The organism is Xanthomonas protegens (genome assembly GCF_038442435.1).
Lineage (GTDB): Bacteria > Pseudomonadota > Gammaproteobacteria > Xanthomonadales > Xanthomonadaceae > Xanthomonas_A > Xanthomonas_A sontii.
On the sequence record NZ_JAQJCQ010000011.1, the window covers coordinates 132,357 to 154,152 of the forward strand.

Annotated in this window: 20 protein-coding genes; 13 read left to right on the forward strand and 7 right to left on the reverse strand. The window is 69.9% G+C overall.

The features are described from left to right. Positions 1-31: 31 nt before the first annotated feature. From PIQ37_RS13865 to PIQ37_RS13880, 4 genes are read right to left on the reverse strand one after another with little or no spacing between them, the layout of a single operon-like run. Positions 32-1,054, reverse strand: coding sequence for a zinc-binding alcohol dehydrogenase family protein (locus PIQ37_RS13865; RefSeq protein ID WP_342073895.1), 1,023 nt, complete (start codon positions 1,052-1,054; stop codon positions 32-34). Positions 1,055-1,096: 42 nt separating this feature from the next. Beyond that, entirely contained in the window at positions 1,097-2,131 is a 1,035-nt protein-coding gene (locus PIQ37_RS13870) for an aldo/keto reductase (RefSeq protein ID WP_342073896.1), read from the reverse strand. Positions 2,132-2,168: 37 nt separating this feature from the next. Beyond that, positions 2,169-3,473 carry an SGNH/GDSL hydrolase family protein gene (locus tag PIQ37_RS13875; protein ID WP_342073897.1) on the reverse strand — a complete coding sequence of 435 codons (1,305 nt, stop codon included), beginning with the start codon at positions 3,471-3,473 and terminating at the stop codon, positions 2,169-2,171. Continuing rightward, entirely contained in the window at positions 3,470-4,720 is a 1,251-nt protein-coding gene (locus PIQ37_RS13880; protein ID WP_342073898.1) for an MFS transporter, read from the reverse strand. Before PIQ37_RS13880 ends, PIQ37_RS13875 begins: the two co-directional genes overlap by 4 nt. A gap of 99 nt (positions 4,721-4,819) precedes the next feature. Here PIQ37_RS13880 and PIQ37_RS13885 point away from each other — a divergent pair, with 99 nt between their 5' ends. The 4 genes from PIQ37_RS13885 (at position 4,820) to PIQ37_RS13900 (ending at position 8,952) form a co-directional block, all read left to right on the forward strand. Further along, positions 4,820-5,731, forward strand: a complete 912-nt coding sequence (locus PIQ37_RS13885) for a LysR family transcriptional regulator (protein ID WP_152240253.1) — start codon at positions 4,820-4,822, stop codon at positions 5,729-5,731. Positions 5,732-6,008: 277 nt separating this feature from the next. Continuing rightward, entirely contained in the window at positions 6,009-7,106 is a 1,098-nt protein-coding gene (locus PIQ37_RS13890) for an OmpA family protein (protein WP_160966123.1), read from the forward strand. Positions 7,107-7,574: 468 nt separating this feature from the next. Continuing rightward, positions 7,575-8,069, forward strand: a complete 495-nt coding sequence (locus tag PIQ37_RS13895; RefSeq protein ID WP_342073899.1) for a hypothetical protein — start codon at positions 7,575-7,577, stop codon at positions 8,067-8,069. Positions 8,070-8,112: 43 nt separating this feature from the next. Next, entirely contained in the window at positions 8,113-8,952 is an 840-nt protein-coding gene (locus PIQ37_RS13900) for a pseudouridine synthase (RefSeq protein WP_407136699.1), read from the forward strand. Here the strand turns inward: PIQ37_RS13900 and PIQ37_RS13905 are convergent. Both PIQ37_RS13905 and kbl read right to left on the reverse strand, forming a co-directional pair. Further along, complete coding sequence (locus tag PIQ37_RS13905; RefSeq protein WP_342073901.1) at positions 8,903-9,295, reverse strand: HNH endonuclease; 393 nt, start codon at positions 9,293-9,295, stop codon at positions 8,903-8,905. The genes PIQ37_RS13900 and PIQ37_RS13905 overlap by 50 nt on opposite strands. Before the next feature lies 1 nt (position 9,296). Then, positions 9,297-10,499 carry a glycine C-acetyltransferase gene (kbl, locus tag PIQ37_RS13910; protein ID WP_342073902.1) on the reverse strand — a complete coding sequence of 401 codons (1,203 nt, stop codon included), beginning with the start codon at positions 10,497-10,499 and terminating at the stop codon, positions 9,297-9,299. Positions 10,500-10,692: 193 nt separating this feature from the next. Between kbl and PIQ37_RS13915 the strand changes: the two genes are divergently transcribed. From PIQ37_RS13915 to PIQ37_RS13935, 5 genes are all read left to right on the forward strand, one after another. Next, positions 10,693-11,715, forward strand: a complete 1,023-nt coding sequence (locus PIQ37_RS13915; RefSeq protein WP_017917609.1) for a sulfate ABC transporter substrate-binding protein — start codon at positions 10,693-10,695, stop codon at positions 11,713-11,715. A 4-nt stretch (positions 11,716-11,719) separates the two neighbouring features. Then, positions 11,720-12,820 carry an ABC transporter permease subunit gene (locus tag PIQ37_RS13920; RefSeq protein ID WP_342073903.1) on the forward strand — a complete coding sequence of 367 codons (1,101 nt, stop codon included), beginning with the start codon at positions 11,720-11,722 and terminating at the stop codon, positions 12,818-12,820. Next, positions 12,820-13,776, forward strand: coding sequence for a sulfate ABC transporter permease subunit CysW (gene cysW / locus PIQ37_RS13925; protein WP_342073904.1), 957 nt, complete (start codon positions 12,820-12,822; stop codon positions 13,774-13,776). Before PIQ37_RS13920 ends, cysW begins: the two co-directional genes overlap by 1 nt. A 7-nt stretch (positions 13,777-13,783) precedes the next feature. Next, positions 13,784-14,824, forward strand: coding sequence for a sulfate/molybdate ABC transporter ATP-binding protein (locus tag PIQ37_RS13930; protein ID WP_342073905.1), 1,041 nt, complete (start codon positions 13,784-13,786; stop codon positions 14,822-14,824). A gap of 305 nt (positions 14,825-15,129) precedes the next feature. After that, positions 15,130-15,828 (forward strand): TorF family putative porin, encoded by a 699-nt coding sequence (locus PIQ37_RS13935; RefSeq protein ID WP_184502530.1) that lies wholly within the window; start codon positions 15,130-15,132, stop codon positions 15,826-15,828. 84 nt (positions 15,829-15,912) lie between these two features. On the opposite strand, the gene tdh is transcribed toward PIQ37_RS13935, so the two are convergent. Continuing rightward, positions 15,913-16,944, reverse strand: coding sequence for an L-threonine 3-dehydrogenase (gene tdh, locus PIQ37_RS13940; protein WP_026144006.1), 1,032 nt, complete (start codon positions 16,942-16,944; stop codon positions 15,913-15,915). A 151-nt stretch (positions 16,945-17,095) separates the two neighbouring features. Between tdh and PIQ37_RS13945 the strand changes: the two genes are divergently transcribed. The 4 genes from PIQ37_RS13945 to folC all read left to right on the forward strand — a co-directional run bounded on the left by PIQ37_RS13945 (position 17,096) and on the right by folC (position 21,794). Beyond that, positions 17,096-19,255, forward strand: coding sequence for a S46 family peptidase (locus PIQ37_RS13945; RefSeq protein ID WP_342073906.1), 2,160 nt, complete (start codon positions 17,096-17,098; stop codon positions 19,253-19,255). 194 nt (positions 19,256-19,449) lie between these two features. Beyond that, positions 19,450-20,094, forward strand: a complete 645-nt coding sequence (locus PIQ37_RS13950) for a histidine phosphatase family protein (RefSeq protein WP_342073907.1) — start codon at positions 19,450-19,452, stop codon at positions 20,092-20,094. Between the two features lie 33 nt (positions 20,095-20,127). Next, the gene (locus PIQ37_RS13955; protein WP_342073908.1) at positions 20,128-20,538 is read left to right on the forward strand and encodes a hypothetical protein; all 411 of its coding nucleotides are present in this window, start codon (positions 20,128-20,130) and stop codon (positions 20,536-20,538) included. Beyond that, positions 20,535-21,794 carry a bifunctional tetrahydrofolate synthase/dihydrofolate synthase gene (gene folC, locus PIQ37_RS13960; RefSeq protein ID WP_407136705.1) on the forward strand — a complete coding sequence of 420 codons (1,260 nt, stop codon included), beginning with the start codon at positions 20,535-20,537 and terminating at the stop codon, positions 21,792-21,794. The genes PIQ37_RS13955 and folC overlap by 4 nt, the downstream gene beginning before the upstream one ends. Positions 21,795-21,796: the final 2 nt, after the last annotated feature.

The window sequence follows — 21,796 nt, forward strand, 5'->3', positions numbered from 1 at the left end:
CCACACCAATGTCCGATCGCTGCGACGCCGTTCAGCCCCAGCCGACCAGCGCCAGTTTGCCGATGGTGCTGCCCGACTCCAGGCGCCGATGCGCCTCGCGCAGGGTGGTGGCGTTGATCGGGGTCAGGGTCTCGGTCAGGGTGGTGCGTAGTTCGCCGGCGTCCACCAGGCTGGCGGCGCGTGCCAGGATGCGGTGCTGTTCGATCATGTCCTCGGTGCGGAACCGGGCGCGCGCGAACATCATTTCCCAGTGGATGCCGATGCACTTGGCCTTGTACGGGTCGCCGATGTGCAGTGGACCGCTCGGCTCGACGATCAACCCGAGGTGGCCCTGCGGCGCCAGCAACTCGCCCAGCGCCTGCCAGTAGCGGTCGGTGTCGGCCAGGTTCAACGCCGCGTCCACCTGGTCGATGTCCAGTGCCTGCAGCTGCGGCGCCAGTTCCTGGCGATGGTCGATCACGTGGTGCGCGCCGAGTTGCATGCACCAGTCGCGGGTCTGCGGCCGCGAGGCGGTGGCGATCACCTCGAAGCCGGCATGCCGCGCCAGCTGGATCGCGATCGAGCCGACCCCGCCGGCGCCGCCGATCACCAGCAGGCGGCGGCCGCGGTTGTGTTCGTCGTCGAAGTCGAACGGCATGCGCTGGAACAGCAGCTCCCAGGCGGTCAGGGTGGTCAGCGGCAGCGCCGCGGCCTGGGCGAACTCCAGCGTGGCCGGCTTGCGCGCGACGATGCGCGCATCCACCAGTTGGTATTGCGCGTTGCTGCCGGCGCGGGTGATGTCGCCGGCGTAGTAGACCTCGTCGCCCGGCTCGAAGCCGTCGACCTCGGGCCCGACCGCCTCGATCACGCCGGCGGCGTCGTAGCCCAGTACCTTGGGCTGGCCGTCGCTCGCGCCCTTGGCGCGAACCTTGGTGTCCACCGGATTGACCGACACCGCCTCCACCCGCACCAGCAGGTCGTGGCCGGCGGGCGCAGGCGGCGTCGGCAGGTCGAGGTCGTGCAGCGACTGCGGATCGTCGATCGGCAGGGGATGGAGGGTGGCGACCGCTTTCATGGAAGCTCCTGGACATGAAGGAAAGGAGGGCACGGCCGCGGCTCAGACCGGCCGCGGGTTGCGCTCGGCGAAGCCGCGCTGGTGCCAGTACGGATACGCCGGTACCGCCGCGCTGGCCGCATCCAGCTGTTGCACGTGGGCGGGATCGAGGGTCCAGCCGACCGCCCCCAGATTCTGCCGCAACTGCTCTTCGGTCCGTGCGCCAATGATCACGCTGCTGACCGTCGGTCGCTGCAACAGCCAGTTCAGTGCGATCTGCGGCACGCTGCGGCCGGTTTCGGCGGCGATGGCTTCCAGGGCGTCGATCACCCGGTACAGGCGCTCTTCCTCCACCGGCGGCCCGGCCTCGGTGACCGCCTTGTCGTGCAGGCGGCTGCTCTCCGGCAATGGCTGGCCACGGCGCAGCTTGCCGGTCAGCCGGCCCCAGCCCAGCGGGCTCCACACCAGCGCGCCCACGCCCTGGTCCAGGCCCAGCGGCATCAGTTCCTCTTCATAGTCGCGCCCGATCAGCGAGTAATAGGCCTGGTGCGCGACATAGCGCGACCAGCCGTGACGGTCGGCCACCGCCAGCGACTTCATCAGCTGCCAGCCGGAGAAGTTGGACACGCCCAGGTAGCGGATCTTGCCCGCGCGCACCAAGTCGTCGAGCGTGGACAGGGTTTCCTCCACCGGCGTGTGCGCGTCGAAGCCGTGCAACTGGAACAGGTCGAGGTAGTCGGTGCCCAGGCGGGTCAGCGCCGCTTCCACCGCGCGCACCAGGTGGAAGCGCGAGGAACCGACACTGTTGGCTGCGGCGCGGTCGAAGCGAAAGCCGGCCTTGGTCGACAGCAGCACCTGGTCGCGGCGGCCCTTGATCGCCGCGCCCAGCACCGATTCGGCGGCGCCGCCGGAGTAGACGTCGGCGCTGTCGAACAGGGTGACGCCGGCCTCCAGGCAGATGTCGATCAGGCGCCGCGCCTGGTCCACGTCCGAGTTGCCCCAGGTGGCGAAGAAGGGATCGGTGCCGGCGAAGGTGCCGGTGCCGAAGCTGAGCACGGGGACCTTGAAGCCGGACGCGCCGAGATGACGGTATTCCATGGAACACTCCTGATGGTGGGGAAGGGGAGAGAAGGCGTCAGCGCGCCGCGGCGGCGGCGTCGACCGCGTCCGCCGTGGCGTGAGCAGGAGGGCGCGCGGTTGCGTCGGCGCCGAGCAACTGCGCGGCGGCCTCGGCCATGGCCGCGTAACCCGCATCGCCGGGATGCAGGTGATCGCCCGAGTCGAAATCCGCGCGCATCCGCGCCGGATGCGCGGGGTCGCGCAGCAGGGCATCGAAATCCAGGATCGCGTCGAAGCCGTTGCCCGCGCGCAGCCAGGCATTGACCTGCTGGCGCACGGCCTCTTTCTGCGGGCTGTAGTAACCGGGGATCGGCGAGTCCGGCAGCGCGCCCTCGAACGGGGTGAGGGTGGCGCCGATCACCCGCAGGCCGCGCGCCTGCGCGCGCTGCAGCACCTGCCGGTAGCCGGCGATCAGGTCCTCGGCCGACACCGGCGCATCGTCCGGTGCGAACGGCGTGGCGTACCAACTGATGTCGTTGATGCCCATCAACAGGATCAGGGTGTGCACGCCCGGCTGCGCCAGTACATCGCGATCCAGCCGCGCCAGCGCGTTGCGGCCCATGCGGTCGCGCAGCACGCGGCCGCCGGAGATGCCGGCGTTGAGCACCGCCACCCGCTGCGTCGCCAGCCGCGTCGCCAACTGGTCCGGCCAGCGCCGGTCCTGCCCGGGCGTCGAGGCGGCGCCGTCGGTGATGGAATCGCCCAGCGCCACCACTGCCCCGGCGGCGTCGGCACGGCGCACCTGGACGCCGCTGACGAACAGCCGCACCGGCAGCGCCGTGGCGTCGGCCAGCGTGGCGTCGGCGGTGCGGTCGCCCGCGGCCAGCCATGCGCTCTGCAGGCCTTCCCAGTGGAAAGTCGACGGCGCGGTCGGCTGCGGCAGGTACAGGCTGATGCTGAGCCGGGCCAGGTCAGGCACGCTCAGCGCCACCGGGTCGCTGAGCACCGGCGCGCCCGGCGGCACGGTCACCTCGCTCTTGCCGCCGAAGCGCAGCGGCCGCTGCGAGCCGGGCAGGGTCGCGGCGCCGTCGCCGGCCAGGGCCAGCGAGGCGGCGCCGATGTGCAGCGGCGTATCGCCATAGGCATTGCTCAGCTCCACCCGCACCTCGCTGCCACCCAGGCTGACCCGCGCCACCTGGCGCACGGTCTGCCGCCATAGGTGGAACGGCGTCTGTGTCGGGAACGGAAAGTCCGCGGCCCACAGCGGTTGCGGGCTGGCCTGCCAGGTCGCGACCCAGTCGCGCGGCGCCGCCTCGGCCGGCAGCGCGAGGGTGCCCAGCAGTGCCGTCGCCAGCGCGGCCGTCGCCATCGCCCGGCTCATGCCGCACCGCCCGCGGCGCAGCCCGCGCCGGTGCTGGCCGCAGGGCTGGCAGCGGCCGGCGACAGCCGCAGCGCACCCAGCGCCACCGCCAGCCCGGCCAGGGTCAGCAGCGCCGCCACCCACGGCAGTTGCGACAGGGTGCCGCCGTGGCCGAGCACCAGACCGCCGAGCCAGGCGCCCAGCGCATTGCCCAGGTTGAACGCGCCGATGTTCAGGCTCGAGGCCAGATGCCGGCCGGCCTCGCCGGCCTTGCCCAGCACCCACACCTGCAGTGGCGCCACCGTGGCGAACGCGGCCACGCCCAGCAGGCCGATGCCCAGCGTCATCGTCGGCACCGACGGCAAGGCCAGGGTCAGCGCCGCCAGCACCACCGCCAGCACGCCCAGGCTCAACGGCAGCGCCTGCCGCGGGCGGCGGTCGGCCAGGCGGCCGCCGAGCACATTGCCGACGATCATGCCCACGCCGAACACCAGCAGCAGCGGCGACACCGCACTGTCGGCCACGCCGGTGACCTGGGTCAGCAGCGGCTGCACGTAGGTGTACACGGCGAACACGCCCGCATAGCCCAGCACCGTCGTCGCCAGGCCCAGCAGCACCGGGCCGCGACCGACCGCGCGCAGTTCCTCGCGCAGCGGCGGCGCCGGCGTGGCATCGCGGTCGGCCGGCACCAGTGCGGCGATCACCACGGTGGCCAGGGCGCCGATCGCCGCCACCGCCCAGAACGTGGCGCGCCAGCCATGGTGCAGGCCCAGCCAGGCGCCAGCCGGCACCCCGAGCAGGGTGGCGACGGTGAGGCCTGTGAACATGGTCGAGATCGCCGAGGCCTTGCGCTGCGGCGGCACCAGGGTGGTGGCGACCACCGCGCCGACGCCGAAGAAGGTGCCGTGCGCCAGCGAGGTCACCACCCGCGCCGCCATCAGCGCCGCATAGGTCGGCGCCAGCGCGCAGGCCAGGTTGCCGGCGGTGAACACCAGCATCAGCGCCAGCAGCACCCGCTTGCGCGGCCAGCGCCGACTGGCCACGGTCAGCAGCGGCGCGCCGAGGAACACGCCCAGTGCATAGCCGGAGATCAGCAGCCCCGCGGCGGGGACGCTGACCCGCAGGTCGGCGGCGACCTGCAGCAGCAGGCCCATGATCACGAACTCGGTGGTGCCGATGCCGAAGGCGCCGGCGGTCAGCGCGTACAGCGCGAGCGGCGTGCGCCCTGCAGCGGGTTGCTGGGGAGGTGGAGCGAGCGAGGCGGCCATGCGGCGGCTCCAGAAGTGACGGGAGGACGGCAGCCTAGGCCTGCATGTCTTCAGTAAAAACAGTAAAAATATTGAACAACTTTCAATGGAATCCACACAATGGACCGGATCGGCGATATCGCCCTGTTCCTGCGCGTGCTCGACCTCGGCTCGATCAGCGCCGCCGCGCGCAGCCTGGACCTGTCGGTGGCGGTGGCCAGCCAGCGGCTGCAGCGGCTGGAGCGCGCGCTCGGCGTGCGCCTGCTGCACCGGACCACGCGACGTCTGCACCCGACCCCGGAAGGCCTGCAACTGGCCGAGCAGGGGCGGCCGCTGGTCGAGGACCTGGAATCGCTGGCCGGCGGCCTGCGCCAGGCGGGCGTCGTTGCCGCCGGCACCTTGCGGGTGACGATGTCGGCGGCGTTCGGCCGCCTGTATGTGTCGCCGCTGCTGCCGCGCTTCATGGCGCTGCATCCGCAGGTGCGGCTGAGCGTGCACCTGAGCGACAACGTCGTGGACCTGGTTAGCGAAGGCTTCGACCTGGCGATCCGCATCGGCACCCTGCGTGACTCCAGCCTGGTCGCGCGGCGCCTGGCCGGCAATCGGCGCATGCTCTGCGCCTCGCCCGACTACCTGCGCCGCCATGGCACCCCGGCCACGCCGGCCGACCTGGCTGCGCACGCCTGCCTGCTGCTCACCGGCAGCGACGGCCGCCAGGACACCTGGCGGCTGCAGGGACCCGATGGCGAAATCGCCGTCCGCGTGGCCGGGCCGCTGGAGACCAACTTCGGCGAGGTGCTGCGCGATGCCGCGGTCAACGGCCAGGGCATCGCCCTGCATTCGGAATGGCACGTTGCCGAGGACCTGCGCCAGGGGCGGTTGTGTCAGGTACTGGCCGACTACCCGCTGACCGAGACCGGCATCCACGCGGTGATGCCGCAGCGCCGGCTGGTGCCGCCGCGGGTGCGGGCCTTCGTCGAGTTCATGCAGGCCGAGTTGGCCGACCCGCCGCCGTGGGCGCGGCCGCGGTGAGACCTGGGTCGCCCTGCGGGCCGTTGTCTACGACCGCAAACGGTCATCTCCGCGCCGCATTGCGGGATTTCATCAACCTGTATAGGGTGTATCCACGGCCTACGAGGGGCTGGCGTTGACTTTCACATGTTACGTGCTCGTTAACGCCATCTTCACTATGCCGCGCATAATGTGCGCGGCGATGGCGTGCGGAAACGGCCGTCTGGATGTGACGAGACATCTGTACTGAACCATGCCTCTACCGGTTTCTATCTCCCCGAAACAAGGAGTTGTATTAATGAACAAGAAAATTCTCACCGCCGCGTTGCTGGGCGGTCTGGCCGTCGCCCAGGCAGCGTCCGCGCAGGAATTCGACGACCGCTGGTACCTGACCGGTTCGGCTGGTTTCAACTTCCAGGACAAGGACCGCACCACCAACGATGCGCCGTTCGTCACCCTGGGCCTGGGCAAGTTCATCAACCCGAACTGGTCGCTGGACGGTGAACTGAACTATCAGAACCCGAATTTCGACAAGAACCAGGACCTGAACTGGAGCCAGTACGGCATCTCGTTCGACCTGCGTCGCCACTTCATCCAGGAAGGCCGCGGCTGGAACCCGTACCTGCTGTTCGGCCTGGGCTACCAGCGCTCGGAAGAAGAGTTCGACACCGGCGGTCCGGTCTCCCCGGGCCAGCGCAAGGACGGCAACTTTGCCGCCAAGGCCGGCGTCGGTCTGCAGACCACCTTCGACAAGCGCGTTGCCGTGCGTGCCGAAGTGGCCTACCGCGCTGACTTCGACGATCAGAGCGTTGCCGCTCCGTCGCAGAACTGGTTCGGCGACGTGCTGGCTTCGGTCGGCGTCGTGATCCCGCTGGGCCCGCCGCCGGCTGCCCCGGTCGCCCCGCCGCCGCCGCCGGCCGCTGCGCCGAGCTGCGCCGACCTGGACGACGATGGTGACGGCGTCAACAACTGCGACGACAAGTGCCCGAACTCCCAGCCTGGCCAGACCATCGGTCCGGACGGCTGCCCGGTGCCGGTGTCGATTGACCTGAAGGGCGTCAACTTCGACTTCAACAAGGCGAACCTGCGTCCGGACGCCGTGGCGATCCTGGGCGAGGCCACCGAGATCCTGAAGCGCTACCCCGACCTGCGCGTCGAGGTTGCCGGTCACACCGACTCGAAGGGTACCGAAGCCTACAACCAGAAGCTGTCCGAGCGCCGCGCCCGCGTCGTGTACGACTACCTGACCAAGAACGGCGTGGACGCTTCGCGTCTGGTCGGTCCGATCGGCTACGGCGAGAGCCGTCCGATTGCCCCGAACACCAACCCGGATGGTTCGGACAATCCGGAAGGCCGTGCCAAGAACCGTCGTACCGAGCTGAACGTCCAGAACTAATCGGACGCTTCCAGTCTCAAGCAAAGCCCGGCCTCGTGCCGGGCTTTGTTTTTGTGGGGTGGGCATGCATTGCGCTCTCCTCGCCGTGATCTTGCAGGCGCGGCTTTAGGGCACCTCCAATAACGCGTGATCGCCGTGGCGTGGCGTGATGTCTTGTCTTGATTGTAGGAGCGGCTTCAGCCGCGACTGGCATTCCTGGTAAAGCCCGTCGCGGCTGAAGCCGCTCCTACAAATGGCCTTCTTCGTTGTTAGGGGTGCCCTTAGCCGCGATCTGCATTTCATGAAGGCCCATCGCGGCTGAAGCCGCTCCTACGCGGAGCCGATGCGCCGACCGTTGTCGAGGCTGCGTCCAAGCTGAATTTTTTCAGCAATCCCAATTATTTAGCGCGTGTAGTGCCGGTAACAGTTGAAAGCACGCCGGGGCCTGCCTACACTCGCTCGTCGACTCGCCTGAATGGAAAAAAACCGATGCTGCGTATCGTGACGGCCAGCCTGCTCGCGCTCGCCCTGATTCCTGCGGCCCACGCCGCACCGGATTGCTCCGGCGATCTGCTGCCCAAGCCGCTGGCGCTGCCGGCCACGGTCGCCGCGCCAGTGGCTTCGGAACTGTTCAGCCGCAACGTGCAGCTGGGCATGCCCAGCGGCGTGCTGACCCAGTCCTACAGCAGCGACCAGTCGCTGGACCGCGTGCTGCTGCGGCTGCGTGCCGAAGGCTGCCAGAGCCTGGCCAACGTCACCCCGGGCGCGGTGAAGCCGAACGATCCGGCCGCCTACAAGCCGGCCACCGCCTTCGACAACACGCCGTGGCGGTTCGACATGAGCCAGAACGGCAAGCGCATGACCGCCGAGGAGTTCGACGCCTGGATGAAGGCGCGTGGCGTGCGCGTGGTCAAGGCGCGTCCGGCCGCTGCACCTGCCGCTGCCGCCGCCGAGGCGCCGGCGCCGGCCGACGCCAACAAGTAGTAAGTCCGGCGCGCGGCCGTTTGCGGCCGCGCCCGTTCGCGCCGTGCGAGGGGCCAAGCCGCCGCGTTCCCGCCGTCCGGCGTCGTCCCCGGCGGCGCCCGCGCGTCCGCGCTCGCCCGCGCGCAGCGCCACGCCGGCCGTGCCGCGCCACGGCCTGGCCCGCACCCTGTCCAAGCTGGGCCTGTGCTCGCGCACCGAGGCCGCGCGCTGGATCGCCGCCGGCCGCGTCGCCGTCGACGGGCGCATCGTCACCGATCCCGAATTCCCGATCCTGCAGGGCCGCCACCGGCTGGCCGTGGACGGCACGCCGCTGGCCGACACCGCGCGCCGGTACCTGATGCTCAACAAGCCGCGCGGGCTGGTCACCAGTGCGCAGGACGAGCGCGGCCGCGACACCGTGTACCGCTGTTTCGACGGTGCCGGCCTGCCGTGGCTGGCGCCGGTCGGGCGCCTGGACAAGGCCAGCGAGGGCCTGCTGCTGTTCAGCAACGACCCGCAGTGGGCGGCGCGGGTGACCGATCCGGGCACCGGCCCGGACAAGACCTATCACGTGCAGGTGGACGCGGTGCCCGACGCGGCGCTGCTGGCGCGGATGTGTGCCGGCGTGGTCGACGACGGCGAACCGCTGCGGGCCAAGCAGGCGCGCCTGCTGCGCCAGGGCGAGCGCCATGCCTGGCTGGAAGTGGTGCTGGACGAAGGCCGCAACCGGCAGATCCGGCGGCTGCTGGCCGCGCTCGGCCTGGACGTGCTGCGGCTGGTGCGGGTGGCGATCGGCGACCTGGTGCTGGGCGACCTGGGCAAGGGCGCGTGGCGCGAGCTCAGCTCCGCCGAAGTCACGGCGTTGGCGCCGGCGGCGGACGCCAGCGCGCCAACCGCGCGCTGAGCAGGGCGGCGACCACCTCGCGGGCGCGCGCATCCTGCGGCCCGCGCGCATCGTGGTGGCGGCCCTTGGCGTGATTGCAGCCGGCGCAGGCTAGCGCCAGGTTCCGCGCATCGTTGGGGTCGTCGCCGACCTGGGCGCATAGCGCCGCGGCGGCACGGCGCCCGAACCAGGCCTGCGGCACCACGTGCTCGAGCGAGCAGTGACCCAGCGGCTCGCCGTCGCCGCGTACATCCAGCCGCCGCCGGCAGTGCAGGCAGCGGCTGCGCCAACCGCCTGCCACGGACTCCGCCTGGGCGTCGGTCTGCGCCGCCAGCAACAGCCGTTGGCGCAGCGCGGCGCGCATCTCAGGCGGTGATGACGCCCAGTTCGCGGCCGATGCGGGTGAACGCGTCGATCGCCCGGTCCAGGTGTTCGCGCGTGTGCGCGGCGCTGATCTGGGTGCGGATCCGCGCCTGGCCCTTGGGCACCACGGGGAAGAAGAAGCCGATGGCGTAGATGCCTTCCTCCAGTAGCCGTTCGGCGAAGCGCTGCGCCAGCGGCGCGTCGTACAGCATCACCGGGCAGATCGGATGGGTGCCGGGCTTGATGTCGAAACCGGCGGCGGCCATGCGCTCGCGGAAGTAGGCGGTGTTCTCGACCAGGCGCGCGCGCAGGTCGTCGGCCGCGTCGAGCATCGCGAAGGCCTTGATCCCGGCCGCGACCACGTGCGGCGGCAGCGAGTTGGAGAACAGGTAGGGCCGCGAGCGCTGGCGCAGCAGTTCGATCACCTCGCGGCGTCCGGTGGTGAAACCGCCCAGCGCGCCGCCCATGGCCTTGCCCAGGGTGCCGGTGACGATATCGATCCGGTCCAGCACGCCCTTGACCTCGGCCGAGCCGCGGCCGCTGGCGCCGAGGAAGCCGGTGGCATGGCATTCGTCGATGTGCACCAGCGCGTTGTACTTCTTCGCCAGCGCGGTGATCTCGTCCAGCGGAGCGATGAAGCCGTCCATCGAGAACACGCCGTCGCTGGTGATCAGCTTGGTCTTGCAGCCGGCGGCGTCGGCCGCCTGCAGCTGCGCTTCCAGGTCGGCCATGTCGCAGTTGGCGTAGCGGAAGCGCTTGGCCTTGCACAGGCGCACGCCGTCGATGATCGAGGCGTGGTTGAGCGCGTCGGAGATGATCGCGTCGTGCTCGCCGAGCAGCGGTTCGAACAGGCCGCCGTTGGCGTCGAAGCAGGCGGCGTAGAGGATGGTGTCCTCGGTGCCGAAGAACGCGGCGATCTGCGCTTCCAGTTGCTTGTGCAGGTCCTGGGTGCCGCAGATGAAGCGCACCGAGGCCATGCCGAAGCCGTGCGTGTCCAGCGCGTCCTTGGCGGCCTGGATCAGTGCCGGATGATCGGCCAGGCCCAGGTAGTTGTTGGCGCAGAAGTTCAGCACGCGGCGGCCGTCGGCGAGGACGATTTCCGCCGCCTGCGGGCCGACGATGATGCGCTCGGACTTGAACAGGCCCTGGGCGCGGATCGCGTCCAGTTCCTCGGCGTAGTGCTGGGTGAGGTGGGAGTCGGTCATGACGGGCACGCGCGGCGGAAAGAAGCGGCGATGTTACCGCGACGCCCGCGCCGGCCGCGGCCGTCATGCACAAATGGCATGAGCCGCTGCCGGGAAGTCATTTCACCCGCCGCCTGCCGCTGCGCAGCATGCGTCATGGTCCGCGGCGGGTATCGGCCGCGGCGTCGGCCTGTGTGTTTTCGGAGAACCGCCCATGTCCAGCCTTCCGCCGCGCCGCTGGCGCCCGCTGCTCGCGCTCGCCTTGTGCGTGTTCGCCGGGGCCGCGGCCGCCGCCGAGACGCAACTGCTCAACGTGTCCTACGATCCCACCCGCGAGCTGTACCGGGACTACAACGCCGCCTTCGCCAGGCATTGGGCGCAACTGCATCCCGGCGAGCAGGTCGCGGTGGAGACCTCGCACGGAGGCTCCGGCAAGCAGGCGCGCGCGGTGATCGACGGGGTCGAGGCGGACGTTGTGACGCTGGCATTGGCCTACGACGTCGATGCGATCGCCGCCAAGAGCAAGCTGATCGATGCGAACTGGGCCACGCGCCTGCCCGACAACAGCGCGCCGTACACCTCGACCATCGTGTTCCTGGTGCGCAAGGGCAATCCGAAGGGGATCAAGGACTGGCCCGACCTGCTGCGCAGCGGCGTGTCGGTGATCACGCCCAATCCCAAGACCTCCGGCGGCGCGCGCTGGAACTACCTGGCGGCCTGGGCCTACGCCGACCACATCTTCAAGGGCGACCGCGAGCGCATCCTCAACTACATGCGCGCGCTGTTCCGCAACGTGCCGGTGCTGGACACCGGCGCGCGCGGCGCCACCACCACCTTCGTCCAGCGCGGCATCGGCGACGTGCTGCTGGCCTGGGAGAACGAGGCGTTCCTGGCGCAGCAGGAGCTGGGCCAGGACAAGTTCGAGATCGTGGTGCCGAAGCTGTCGATCCTGGCCGAGCCCTCGGTGGCGCTGGTCGACAAGAACGTGGACAAGCACGGTACCCGCGCGGTGGCCGAGGAATACCTGAAGTACCTGTACTCGCCGGAAGGACAGAAGATCGCGGCCAGACACTATTACCGGCCGCGCCATCCCGAGTACGCCGATCGCGCCGATCTGGCGCGGCTGCCGAAGGTGCGCCTGGTCACCATCGATCAGGCGTTCGGCTCCTGGGCCAAGGCGCAGGCCACGCACTTCGACGACGGCGGCCTGTTCGACCAGATCCAGGCGAGCAAGTGACGCGATGGCCGTGACCGCCGCCGCCGTTGCCCGCGCACCGCGCCAGCGCCGGGTGATGCCGGGGTTGGGGCTGAGTCTGGGCATCACCCTGACCTGGCTGGGACTGGTGGTGCTGATCCCCTTGTTCGCGGTGCTGCTCAAGACCAGCGGGTTGGGCTGGGACGGCGTGTGGCGGGTGTGGAGCGAGCCGCGGGTGCTGGCGGCGTTGCGCCTGAGTTTCGGCACCGCCTTGGCCGCGGCCGCGTTCAATGCGGTGATGGGCACCTGGGTGGCGTGGGTGTTCGTGCGCTATCGCTTTCCCGGCAAGCGTCTGTTCGACGCGATGATCGATCTGCCGTTTGCCCTGCCGACCGCGGTGGCCGGCATCGCCCTGACCGCGTTGTACGGCAGCAACGGCTGGATCGGGCGCTGGCTGGAGCAGCCGACGCAGGCGCTGGCGGCCAGCCTGCCGACGCTGGCCTGGTGGTGGCCGCGGCTGGCGCTGCTGCTGGCGCTGGCAGCGACCGGCTACGCGCTGCTGCGGCGTAGCCAGGCGCTGCTGCCGGTACCGCTGCGTGTGCTGCAGCGCCTGCTCGGCGCGGTCGCCGCGCTGAGCCTGGCCGCACTGGGCGTCGGCGGCCTGCTGATCGGCTATGTCGGGCTGATGCAGGTCAGCGGGGCGAGCGGGGTCAAGGTCGCCTACACGCCACTGGGCATCGTCGTGGCGCTGGTGTTCGTGGGGCTGCCGTTCGTGGTGCGGATCGTGCAGCCGGTGCTGGCCGAGGCCGAGCGCGAACTGGAAGAGGCGGCGGCCACGCTCGGTGCCGGGCGCTGGCAGACGGTGCGCCGGGTACTGCTGCCGACCCTGTGGCCGGCGGTGCTGACCGGATTCGCGCTGGCCTTCGCGCGCGGCGTCGGCGAGTACGGCTCGGTGATCTTCATCGCCGGCAACCTGCCCAATGCCACCGAGATCGCGCCGTTGCTCATCACCATCCGCCTGGAAGAATTCGACTACGGCGGCGCCAGCGCGATCGCCGCGGCGATGCTGCTGTTGTCGCTGCTGTCGCTGCTGCTGGTGAATGGGGCGCAGGCCTGGTTCGCTCGGCGCGGCAGGGCGGTGGCGTGATGGCGTCGGTCGTGTCCGCACTGGCCGCGCACGTCCCCGGGCAGGCCGGCGCTGCCGCCGTCGCCACGCACGTGCAGGCTTCGGTGGTCGACGAGCCGCGCTGGGTGCGGCGGCTGCTGATCGGCGGCGCGCTCGCCTTCCTGCTGGCGTTCCTGCTGCTGCCCTTGCTGCTGGTGTTCACCGAGGCGCTGCGCAGCGGCGCCGGCGTGTTCTGGCGCGCGATCTCCGATCCGGACGCGCTGGCGGCGATCCGCCTGACCCTGCTGGTGGCGGCGATCGTGGTGCCGTTGAACCTGGTGTTCGGCGTGGCCGCGGCCTGGGCGGTCAGCAAGCACCGTTTCCCCGGCAAGCGCCTGCTGGTGAGTCTGATCGACCTGCCGTTCTCGGTGTCGCCGGTGGTCGCCGGCCTGTTGTTCATTCTGATCTTCGGCCGCAACGGCTGGGCCTGGCCGTTGATCGACGAAGGCGTGTGGCTGCACCTGCCGCCGCTGGGCGACGTATCGCTGCATCTGCCGCGCATCGTGTTCGCGCTGCCGGGCATCGTGCTGGCGACCACCTTCGTCACCTTCCCGTTCATCGCCCGCGAGCTGATGCCGCTGATGGAGCAGCAGGGCGACGACGAGGAACTGGCGGCGCTGAGCCTGGGCGCCAGCGGCTGGCAGACCTTCCGCCGGGTGACCCTGCCGAACATCCGCTGGGGCCTGCTGTATGGCGTGCTGCTGTGCAGTGCGCGGGCGATGGGCGAGTTCGGTGCGGTGTCGGTGGTGTCCGGACACATCCGCGGGCGCACCAACACGCTGCCGCTGCATGTGGAGATCCTCTACAACGAGTACGCCTACAGCGCGGCCTTCGCCTGCGCCAGCCTGCTGGCGCTGACCGCGCTGCTGACGCTCGCCGTCAAGTCCTGGCTGCACTGGCGCCACGGCGCGGCGCTGGCCGCCACTCACCGACACTGAGGTTGCGATGACCATTCGCGTACAGCATCTGGGCAAGCGCTTCGGCGATTTCGCCGCGCTCGACGACGTCAGCCTGGACATCCGCCAGGGCGAACTGCTGGCGCTGCTGGGGCCGTCCGGCTCCGGCAAGACCACGCTGCTGCGGGTGATCGCGGGGCTGGAACACGCCGACCGCGGACGCGTGCTGATCCACGGCGAGGACGCCACTGCGCTGTCGGTGCAGGCGCGCCGGGTCGGCTTCGTGTTCCAGCACTACGCCTTGTTCAAGCACATGAGCGTGTACGAGAACATCGCCTTCGGCCTGCGCGTGCGCCGCGAGACGCGCTGGAGCGAGTCGCGCATCCGCGCGCGGGTGCAGGAGCTGCTGGCGCTGGTGCAATTGCACGACCTGGAGCGGCGCTACCCGGCGCAACTGTCCGGCGGCCAGCGCCAGCGCGTGGCGCTGGCCCGCGCGCTGGCGATCGAGCCGCGCGTGCTGTTGCTCGACGAACCGTTCGGCGCGCTCGACGCGCAGGTCCGCCGCGACCTGCGGCGCTGGCTGCGCGAGCTGCACGAACGCACCGGCCTGACCACGGTGTTCGTCACCCACGACCAGGAAGAGGCGCTGGAACTGGCCGACCGCGTGGCGATCCTCAACCGCGGCCGGATCGAGCAGATCGGCAGCCCGGCGCAGGTCTACGAGCAACCGGCGTCGCCGTTCGTCTACGCCTTCGTCGGCGCGGTGAACCGGCTGCCCGCGCGTCTGCACGACGGTGCGGTGCAGGTCGGCGGCCTGGCCTTGCCGGCACCCTCGACGCCGCTGTCCAGCGGCCCGGTCGAGCTGTATGTGCGGCCGGAAGACCTGGCGCCCGGCAGCGACGGCTGGGCGGCGACGGTGCTGTCGATCCAGCGCAGCGGCCCGCGGCTGCGCCTGCGCGCGCAGTTGGCGCACGGCCATGACGAGGTGGAGGTGGAACTGCCGGCGGGCGAGGGGGGGGGCGACTACGCGCCCGGCCAGCCCTTGCACCTGCGCGCCCGCCGTTTCGGGGTGTTCGCCCGGCCCGACTGAGGCGCCATCGCGCTCTGCCGCCAATCGGCGACTGCCGGGCCTGCGCATGGGCGTGGCCAGCGGCTGCCTGCCCGGTCGCGGCCTGACCGCCAACTCCCGGACAGGGGCCTTCCCTAGCAGGCCGGCTCGCGCCGGCGGCGGCTCGCTGTGTCCGCGCTTGGCGCGAATCCGGGGTTTTGTGTCACGGCATGGCATGCGCCGCGTGAAAAGTTGTTGCACTGCACGATCAAAGCAGTTAAAAAACCGTAAAGGCGCACCCGCCTCGTCGCTGCACCCCTCCCTCGTCAACCCTAGGAGAATGACCGGTGAACAAGACCACTCTCGCCCTGGCCGTCGCACTGGCCGCTTCGCCGCTCACCGTCCTGGCCCAGGACGAGCCCACCTCGCCGGTCACCGGCTCCTATGGCGTGGTCAGCGACTACGTGTTCCGCGGCGTCTCCCAGACCGACAAGGGCCCGGCGTTCCAGGCCGGCCTCACCTACACCTCGCCGTTCGGCCTGTACGTGGGCACCTGGGGCTCCAACGTGGATTTCGGCGCGGGCGATCCGGATTGGGAAGTGGACGGCTTCGTCGGCTACAACGTCGATTTCTCGCCGGACTGGAACTTCGACGTGATGGTCAACCGCTACGGCTATCCGGGCGCCGGCAAGTCGAACTACAACGAACTGATCACCAAGACCAAGTTCCTCAAGACCTACACCCTGACCGTGGCCTACACCGACAACGTGTACAACCTGGACCGGGACAGCTTCTACTACGCGCTGGACGGGAACTGGTCGCTGCCGCAGGGCTTCAGCGTCGGCGCGCACGTCGGCCGCACCACCTACGAAAGCGCGTTGACCGCGTACCAGGACTACACCGACTACAACGTCAGCGTGGGCAAGATGGTCGGCCCGCTGGCGCTGAGCGTGGGCTACTACGACACCGACAACAAGGGCGCGGCGAACTTCACCGAGCGCCTGGCCGGTCACCGCGTGGTGGTCTCGGGCACGATCGCGTTCTGATCGCATCGTCTCGTGAAACGACGAAGGGCGCCGCGAGGCGCCCTTCGTGTTTTTCGGCATCGCCGCGTTGCCGCGGCGCGCGCATCACCAGCTCAGCACGACCTTGCCGGCCTTGCCTTCTTCCATCAGGTCGAAGCCCTTCTGGAATTCGTCGATGGTCAGCTGGTGGGTGAGCACCTTGCCCAGCGGGAAGCCGGACAGCACCAACTGGGTCATCTTGTACCAGGTCTCGTACATCTTGCGGCCGTAGATGCCCTGCACGGTCAGGCCCTTGAAGATGATCTTGTCCCAGTCGCAGCCGGCGCCGCGCGGCATGATGCCGAGCATGGCGATCTTGCCGCCGTGGTACATGCAGTCGAGCATGTCGTTGAAGGCGCGCGGATTGCCGCTCATCTCCAGGCCCACGTCGAAGCCTTCCATGTGCAGGTCGGCCATCACGTCCTTGAGCGAGGTGTTGGCGACGTTGACCACGCGGGTCGCGCCCATGTCCGCGGCCAGCTTCAGGCGGAAATCGTTGACGTCGGTGACCACCACGTTGCGTGCGCCGATGTGCTTGCAGATGCCCGCGGCGATGATGCCGATCGGGCCGGCGCCGGTGATCAGCACGTCCTCGCCGATCACGTCGAACTCCAGCGCGCAGTGCGCGGCATTGCCGTAAGGGTCGAAGAACGCGGCCAGCTCGGACGGGATCTGGTCGGGGATCGGCCACAGGTTGGAGGCCGGCATCACCATGTACTCGGCGAAGGCGCCGTTGACGTTGACGCCGATGCCGACCGTGTTCGGGCACAGGTGCGGACGCCCGCCGCGACAGTTGCGGCAGTGGCCGCAGACGATGTGGCCTTCGGCCGAGACGCGCTGGCCGACCTCGTAGCCGGTGACCGCCGAGCCGAGCTGGGCGATGCGGCCGACGAACTCGTGGCCGATGGTCAGGCCGGGCTTGATGGTGCGCTGGCTCCACTCGTCCCACAGATAGATGTGCAGGTCGGTGCCGCAGATCGCGGTCTTTTCCAGCTTGATCAGCACCTCGTTGGGGCCGGGCACCGGCACCGGCACCTGTTCCAGCCAGATGCCCTTGGCGGCCTCGCGCTTGACCAGCGCCTTCATTGTTTGCGCCATGTCGGTGCAGATTCGATGGGAAGAGGGCGCGCAGTATAAGCGCCCGGCCGACGCGGCCATGTTGCGGCGCGGTCAGGGTGCCATTGGTCACGGTCCGGCCGCTTGACGACAGCCGTTACACTCTAACGTCTGTCATCAAGGAAGCTATTCGATGCGTTCGAATTCGTTGGCTGTCGCCATCGCCGCCGTGGCCGCCCTGTCCGGCGCCTCCGCCGCCCGCGCTGGCGAGGGCATGTGGGTGCCGCAGCAGTTGCCGGACATCGCCGGGCCGCTGCAGCAGGCCGGCCTGAAACTGTCGCCGCAACAGCTGTCCGATCTCACCGGCGACCCGATGGGCGCGGTGGTCTCGCTCGGCGGCTGCACCGCCAGCTTCGTCTCGCCGCAGGGCCTGGTGGTGACCAACCACCACTGCGCCTACGGCGCGATCCAGCTCAACTCCACTCCGCAGAAGAACCTGATCCGCGACGGCTTCAGCGCCGCCAGCCAGGGCGCCGAACTGAGCGCCGGCCCGAACGCGCGCATCTACGTGCTCGACCGCATCATCGACGTCACCGCGCAGGCCAAGGCGGCGATGGCCGCCGCCGGCAACGATGCGCTCAAGCGCACGCAGGCGCTGGAGGATTTCGACAAGTCCCAGGTCGCCGCGTGCGAAGCCGATGCCGGCTATCGCTGCGAGCTGTACAGCTTCTCCGGCGGCAACACCTACCGCCTGTTCCGCACCCTGGAAATTCGCGACGTGCGCCTGGCCTACGCGCCGCCGTCGGGCATCGGCAAGTTCGGCGGCGACGTCGACAACTGGATGTGGCCGCGCCACACCGGCGACTTCTCGTTCTACCGCGCCTACGTCGGCAAGGACGGCAAGCCGGCCGCCTATGCCAAGGACAACGTGCCGTACCAGCCCAAGCACTTCCTGAAGTTCGCCGACCAGCCGCTGGGCGCCGGCGATTTCGTCATGGTCGCCGGCTACCCGGGCCGCACCAACCGCTATGCGCTGGCCTCCGAATTCGACGCCACCGCGAGCTGGGGCTATCCCACTGCCGCGCGCCAGTACCGCGACCTGATCGCGCTGGTCGAGCAGGCCGGCAAGCAGAACCCGGACATCCAGGTGAAGTACGCCGCGACCATGGCCAGCTGGAACAACGTCGCCAAGAACTACGAGGGCCAGCTGGAGGGCTTCAAGCGCATCGATGCGGCGGCCAAGAAGCACGCCGAGGAGGGCGAGGTGCTGGCCTGGCTCAAGCGCCAGGGCGGCGAGGGCAAGGCCGCGCTGCAGGCGCATGCGCAACTGCTGGCGCTGGGCGAGCAGGCCAAGGCCACCCGCGATCGCGACCTGGTGCTGCGGCAGATGCGCCGCACCGGCGTGCTCGGCAGTGCGGTGTCCCTGTATCGCCTGTCGATCGAACGCGCCAAGCCGGACGCCGAACGCGAGCCGGGCTACCAGGAGCGCGACCTGCCCGAGATCGAGGGCGCGATGAAGCAGATGGAGCGCCGCTATGTCGCGGCCATGGACAGCCAGTTGCAGCGCTACTGGTTCGACCAGTACCTGAAGCTGCCGAAGGCGCAGCGCCTGCCGGCGCTGGACCAGTGGCTGGCCGGTGCCGACGCGCAGGCCGCCGCCACGCGTCTGGCCGGCACCCAGCTGGGCAATACCGAGGCGCGCCTGAAGTGGCTGCATGCCGACCGCGCCGCGTTCGAGGCCAGCGACGACCCGGCGCTGCGCTATGCGGTGGCACTGATGCCGACCCTGCTGCAGATCGAGCAGGACGAGAAGCGTCGTGAGGGCGAGGAACTGCTGGCGCGTCCGCGCTACCTGCAGGCCGTGGCCGACTACAAGAAGAGCCAGGGCGAGTTCGTGTATCCGGACGCCAACTCCTCGCTGCGCATCACCTTCGGCAACGTCAAGGGCTACGTGCCGAAGGACGGCGTGGCCTACACCCCGTTCACCACGCTGGAAGGCGTGGTCGCCAAGGACACCGGCGTGGAGCCGTTCGACTCGCCCAAGGCGTTGCTGGAGGCGGCCAAGGCCAAGCGCTACGGTGGGCTGGAGGACAAGCGGCTGGGCACGGTGCCGGTGAACTTCCTGTCCGACCTGGACATCACCGGCGGCAATTCCGGTTCGCCGGTGATGGACGCACACGGCAAGCTGGTCGGCCTGGCCTTCGACGGCAACTGGGAGTCGGTGAGCTCGAACTGGGTGTTCGATCCGGCGATGACGCGCATGATCGCGGTCGATTCGCGCTACCTGCACTGGATCATGCAGGAAGTGATGCCGGCGCCGCGGCTGTTGAAGGAGTTGAACCTGGCCAAGTGAGCCAGGCCCGACGGGCGGCGGCGTTTGCCGCCGTCCGCGTGTCCGCCCCGGCACACGCCGGCATGCTCCGGCGGGGCGGGGCGGGGCGGGGCGGACAGGCGGGATGCAGCGCAGGGTTTCCGGCGACGGAGCGGGTATCATGCCGCTCCGTTTTCGTTTGCGAGACGGCCCCTTCCCCCCAAGGAATCCAGCGCATGCGCATTCTGCTCGCCCGCCATGGCGAAACCCCGTGGAACGCCGAAGGCCGCTACCAGGGCCAGATCGACATCCCGCTGTCGCCGGTCGGCGACGCCCAGGCGCAGGCGCTGGGCGCACGCCTGCGCGACGTGCCGCTGACCCGCGCCGTGGCCTCGCCGCTGGCGCGCGCGCAACGCACCGCGCGCTTCGCCCTGGGTCCTGAGCGCGAGGCGCTGCTGCAGACCGATCCGGATCTGCAGGAAATCGCCCATGGCGAGTGGGAAGGCCTGCTGGCCAGCGAGATCCACGAGAAGGATCCGGCGCGCCTGCGCGCCTGGCGCGAGGAGCCGGACACGGTGCTGATGCCGGGTGGCGAGTCGCTGCGGCAGGTGCTGGAGCGTTCCTGGCGCGGCCTGACCCGCGCCGCCGACGGCCTGGGCGAGCACGACACGCTGCTGGTGGTCGCCCACGACGCGGTCAACCGGGTGATCCTGTGCCGGGTGCTGGGCCTGCCGATCGCGCGGCTGTGGAGTTTCCGCCAGGCGCCGACCACGCTGAACCTGCTGGAAGGGCCGGACGTGGAGCATCTGGAAGTGGTGCGCTTGAACGATTGCGCACACCACACGCCGTTCTTCGGCGAGGCGAAGCATCGGGCGCTGTAGTTTTTTCGATCGTTGCTACGGTGTGCTGAGTCGATGCAAAAGCAGGATCAAGTGCTTTCGCGCTTGACGCGCGAGTCACTTTTCTTTGCTTGTGCAAAGAAAAGTAACCAAAAGAAAGCACACCCGGGCGGCACGCCCTCCGCGCTGCGCGCTCCGGGTGCGCAAGCAGGCCGGACATTTTTCGGCGGCACATCCATGTGCCGTCGAAAAACGGCGCGCATCCTGCGCGCCGCCCCTGCGGGGTTTTTATCCGGCCTGCTTGCCGTGCCTCACGGGATCCGGAACAGCCAAAGCCAAAGCGACAGCCAGAGCAACAGCCAGAGCAACAGCAACAGCCAAAGCAGCAGCAACAGCCAAAACCAAAACCAACACAGCAGCAAAATGCGTCGCCGCTGCGAGTGCGCGTGCTGGCGCCGTATCAATCGAGTTCAATCGCCTCCATGAACACCCTCCCCGAATGGCTCGCCTACATCGAGCGCCAGCACCCCCAGGACATCGCCATGGGCCTGGAACGGGTGCGCGCGGTCGCCGCACGCATGCGCCTGACCAAGCCAGCCAAGCACGTCATCACCGTCGGCGGCACCAACGGCAAGGGCTCGACCGTCGCCTTCGTCGAGGCCATCGCGCGTACCGCCGGCTGGCGCGTGGGCAGCTACACCTCGCCGCACCTGCTGCGCTACAACGAGCGTGTGCGCATCGACGGCGAAGAGGCCAGCGATGCCGACCTGGTGACCGCCTTCGCGGCAGTGGAGGCCGCGCGCGGCGACACCGCGCTGACCTATTTCGAATACGGCACGCTGGCGGCGCTGTGGCTGTTCCAGCAGGCCAAGCTGGAGCTGGCGGTGCTGGAAGTGGGCCTCGGCGGCCGCCTGGATGCGGTGAACCTGGTCGATGCCGACGTGGCGGTCATCACCACCGTGGACATCGACCACACCGACTGGCTCGGCAACGACCGCGAGGCGATCGGCGCGGAGAAGGCCGGCATCGCGCGGCCGTGGAAACCGCTGGTGCTGGGCGAGATCGATCCGCCGTCCAGCGTGCTGCGCCGCGCCTACGCGATCGGCGCCAATGCGCTGCGCGCCGGCAGCGACTTCTTCCACGAGCCGATCGACGCCGACCGCTGGCGCTGGCGTGACGTCGGCACCGAACTGCAGTTGCCGTTGCCGCAACTGCGCGCGCCGGTGCAGCGCGCCAACGCCGCCACCGCCATCGCCGCCCTGCGCGCGCTGCGCCGCTCGCTGCCACGCAGCGCCTACGCCGAGGGCATCGCCGCCGCGCGCCTGCGCGGGCGCCTGCAGCCCTGCGTGCGCGACGGCGTGGAGGTGCTGGTCGACGTCGGCCACAACCCGCAGGCGGCTCGCGAACTGGCCACCGCGTTGCAGGCGCAGCCGGTCGCCGGCCGCACCTGCGCGGTGTTTGCGGCACTGGCCGACAAGGACGCCGCCGGGGTGGTGGAGGCACTGGCAGCGCAGGTCGATGCCTGGCACCTGGCCGGCTTGAGCGGCAGCCGCGGCCAGAGCGCTGCGCAGTTGCGCACGCGGCTGGCGGGGACCGCCGCCGCCGAGGCCGGACTCGCCGAGGGCGTGGTGCAGGCACTGCAATCGGCATTGGCGCAGGCGCAGCCGGGCGACCGGGTGCTAGTGTTCGGTTCGTTTCATACGGCCGCCGAAGCCTTGCACTGGCTGCATTCAGCCGGCTGATC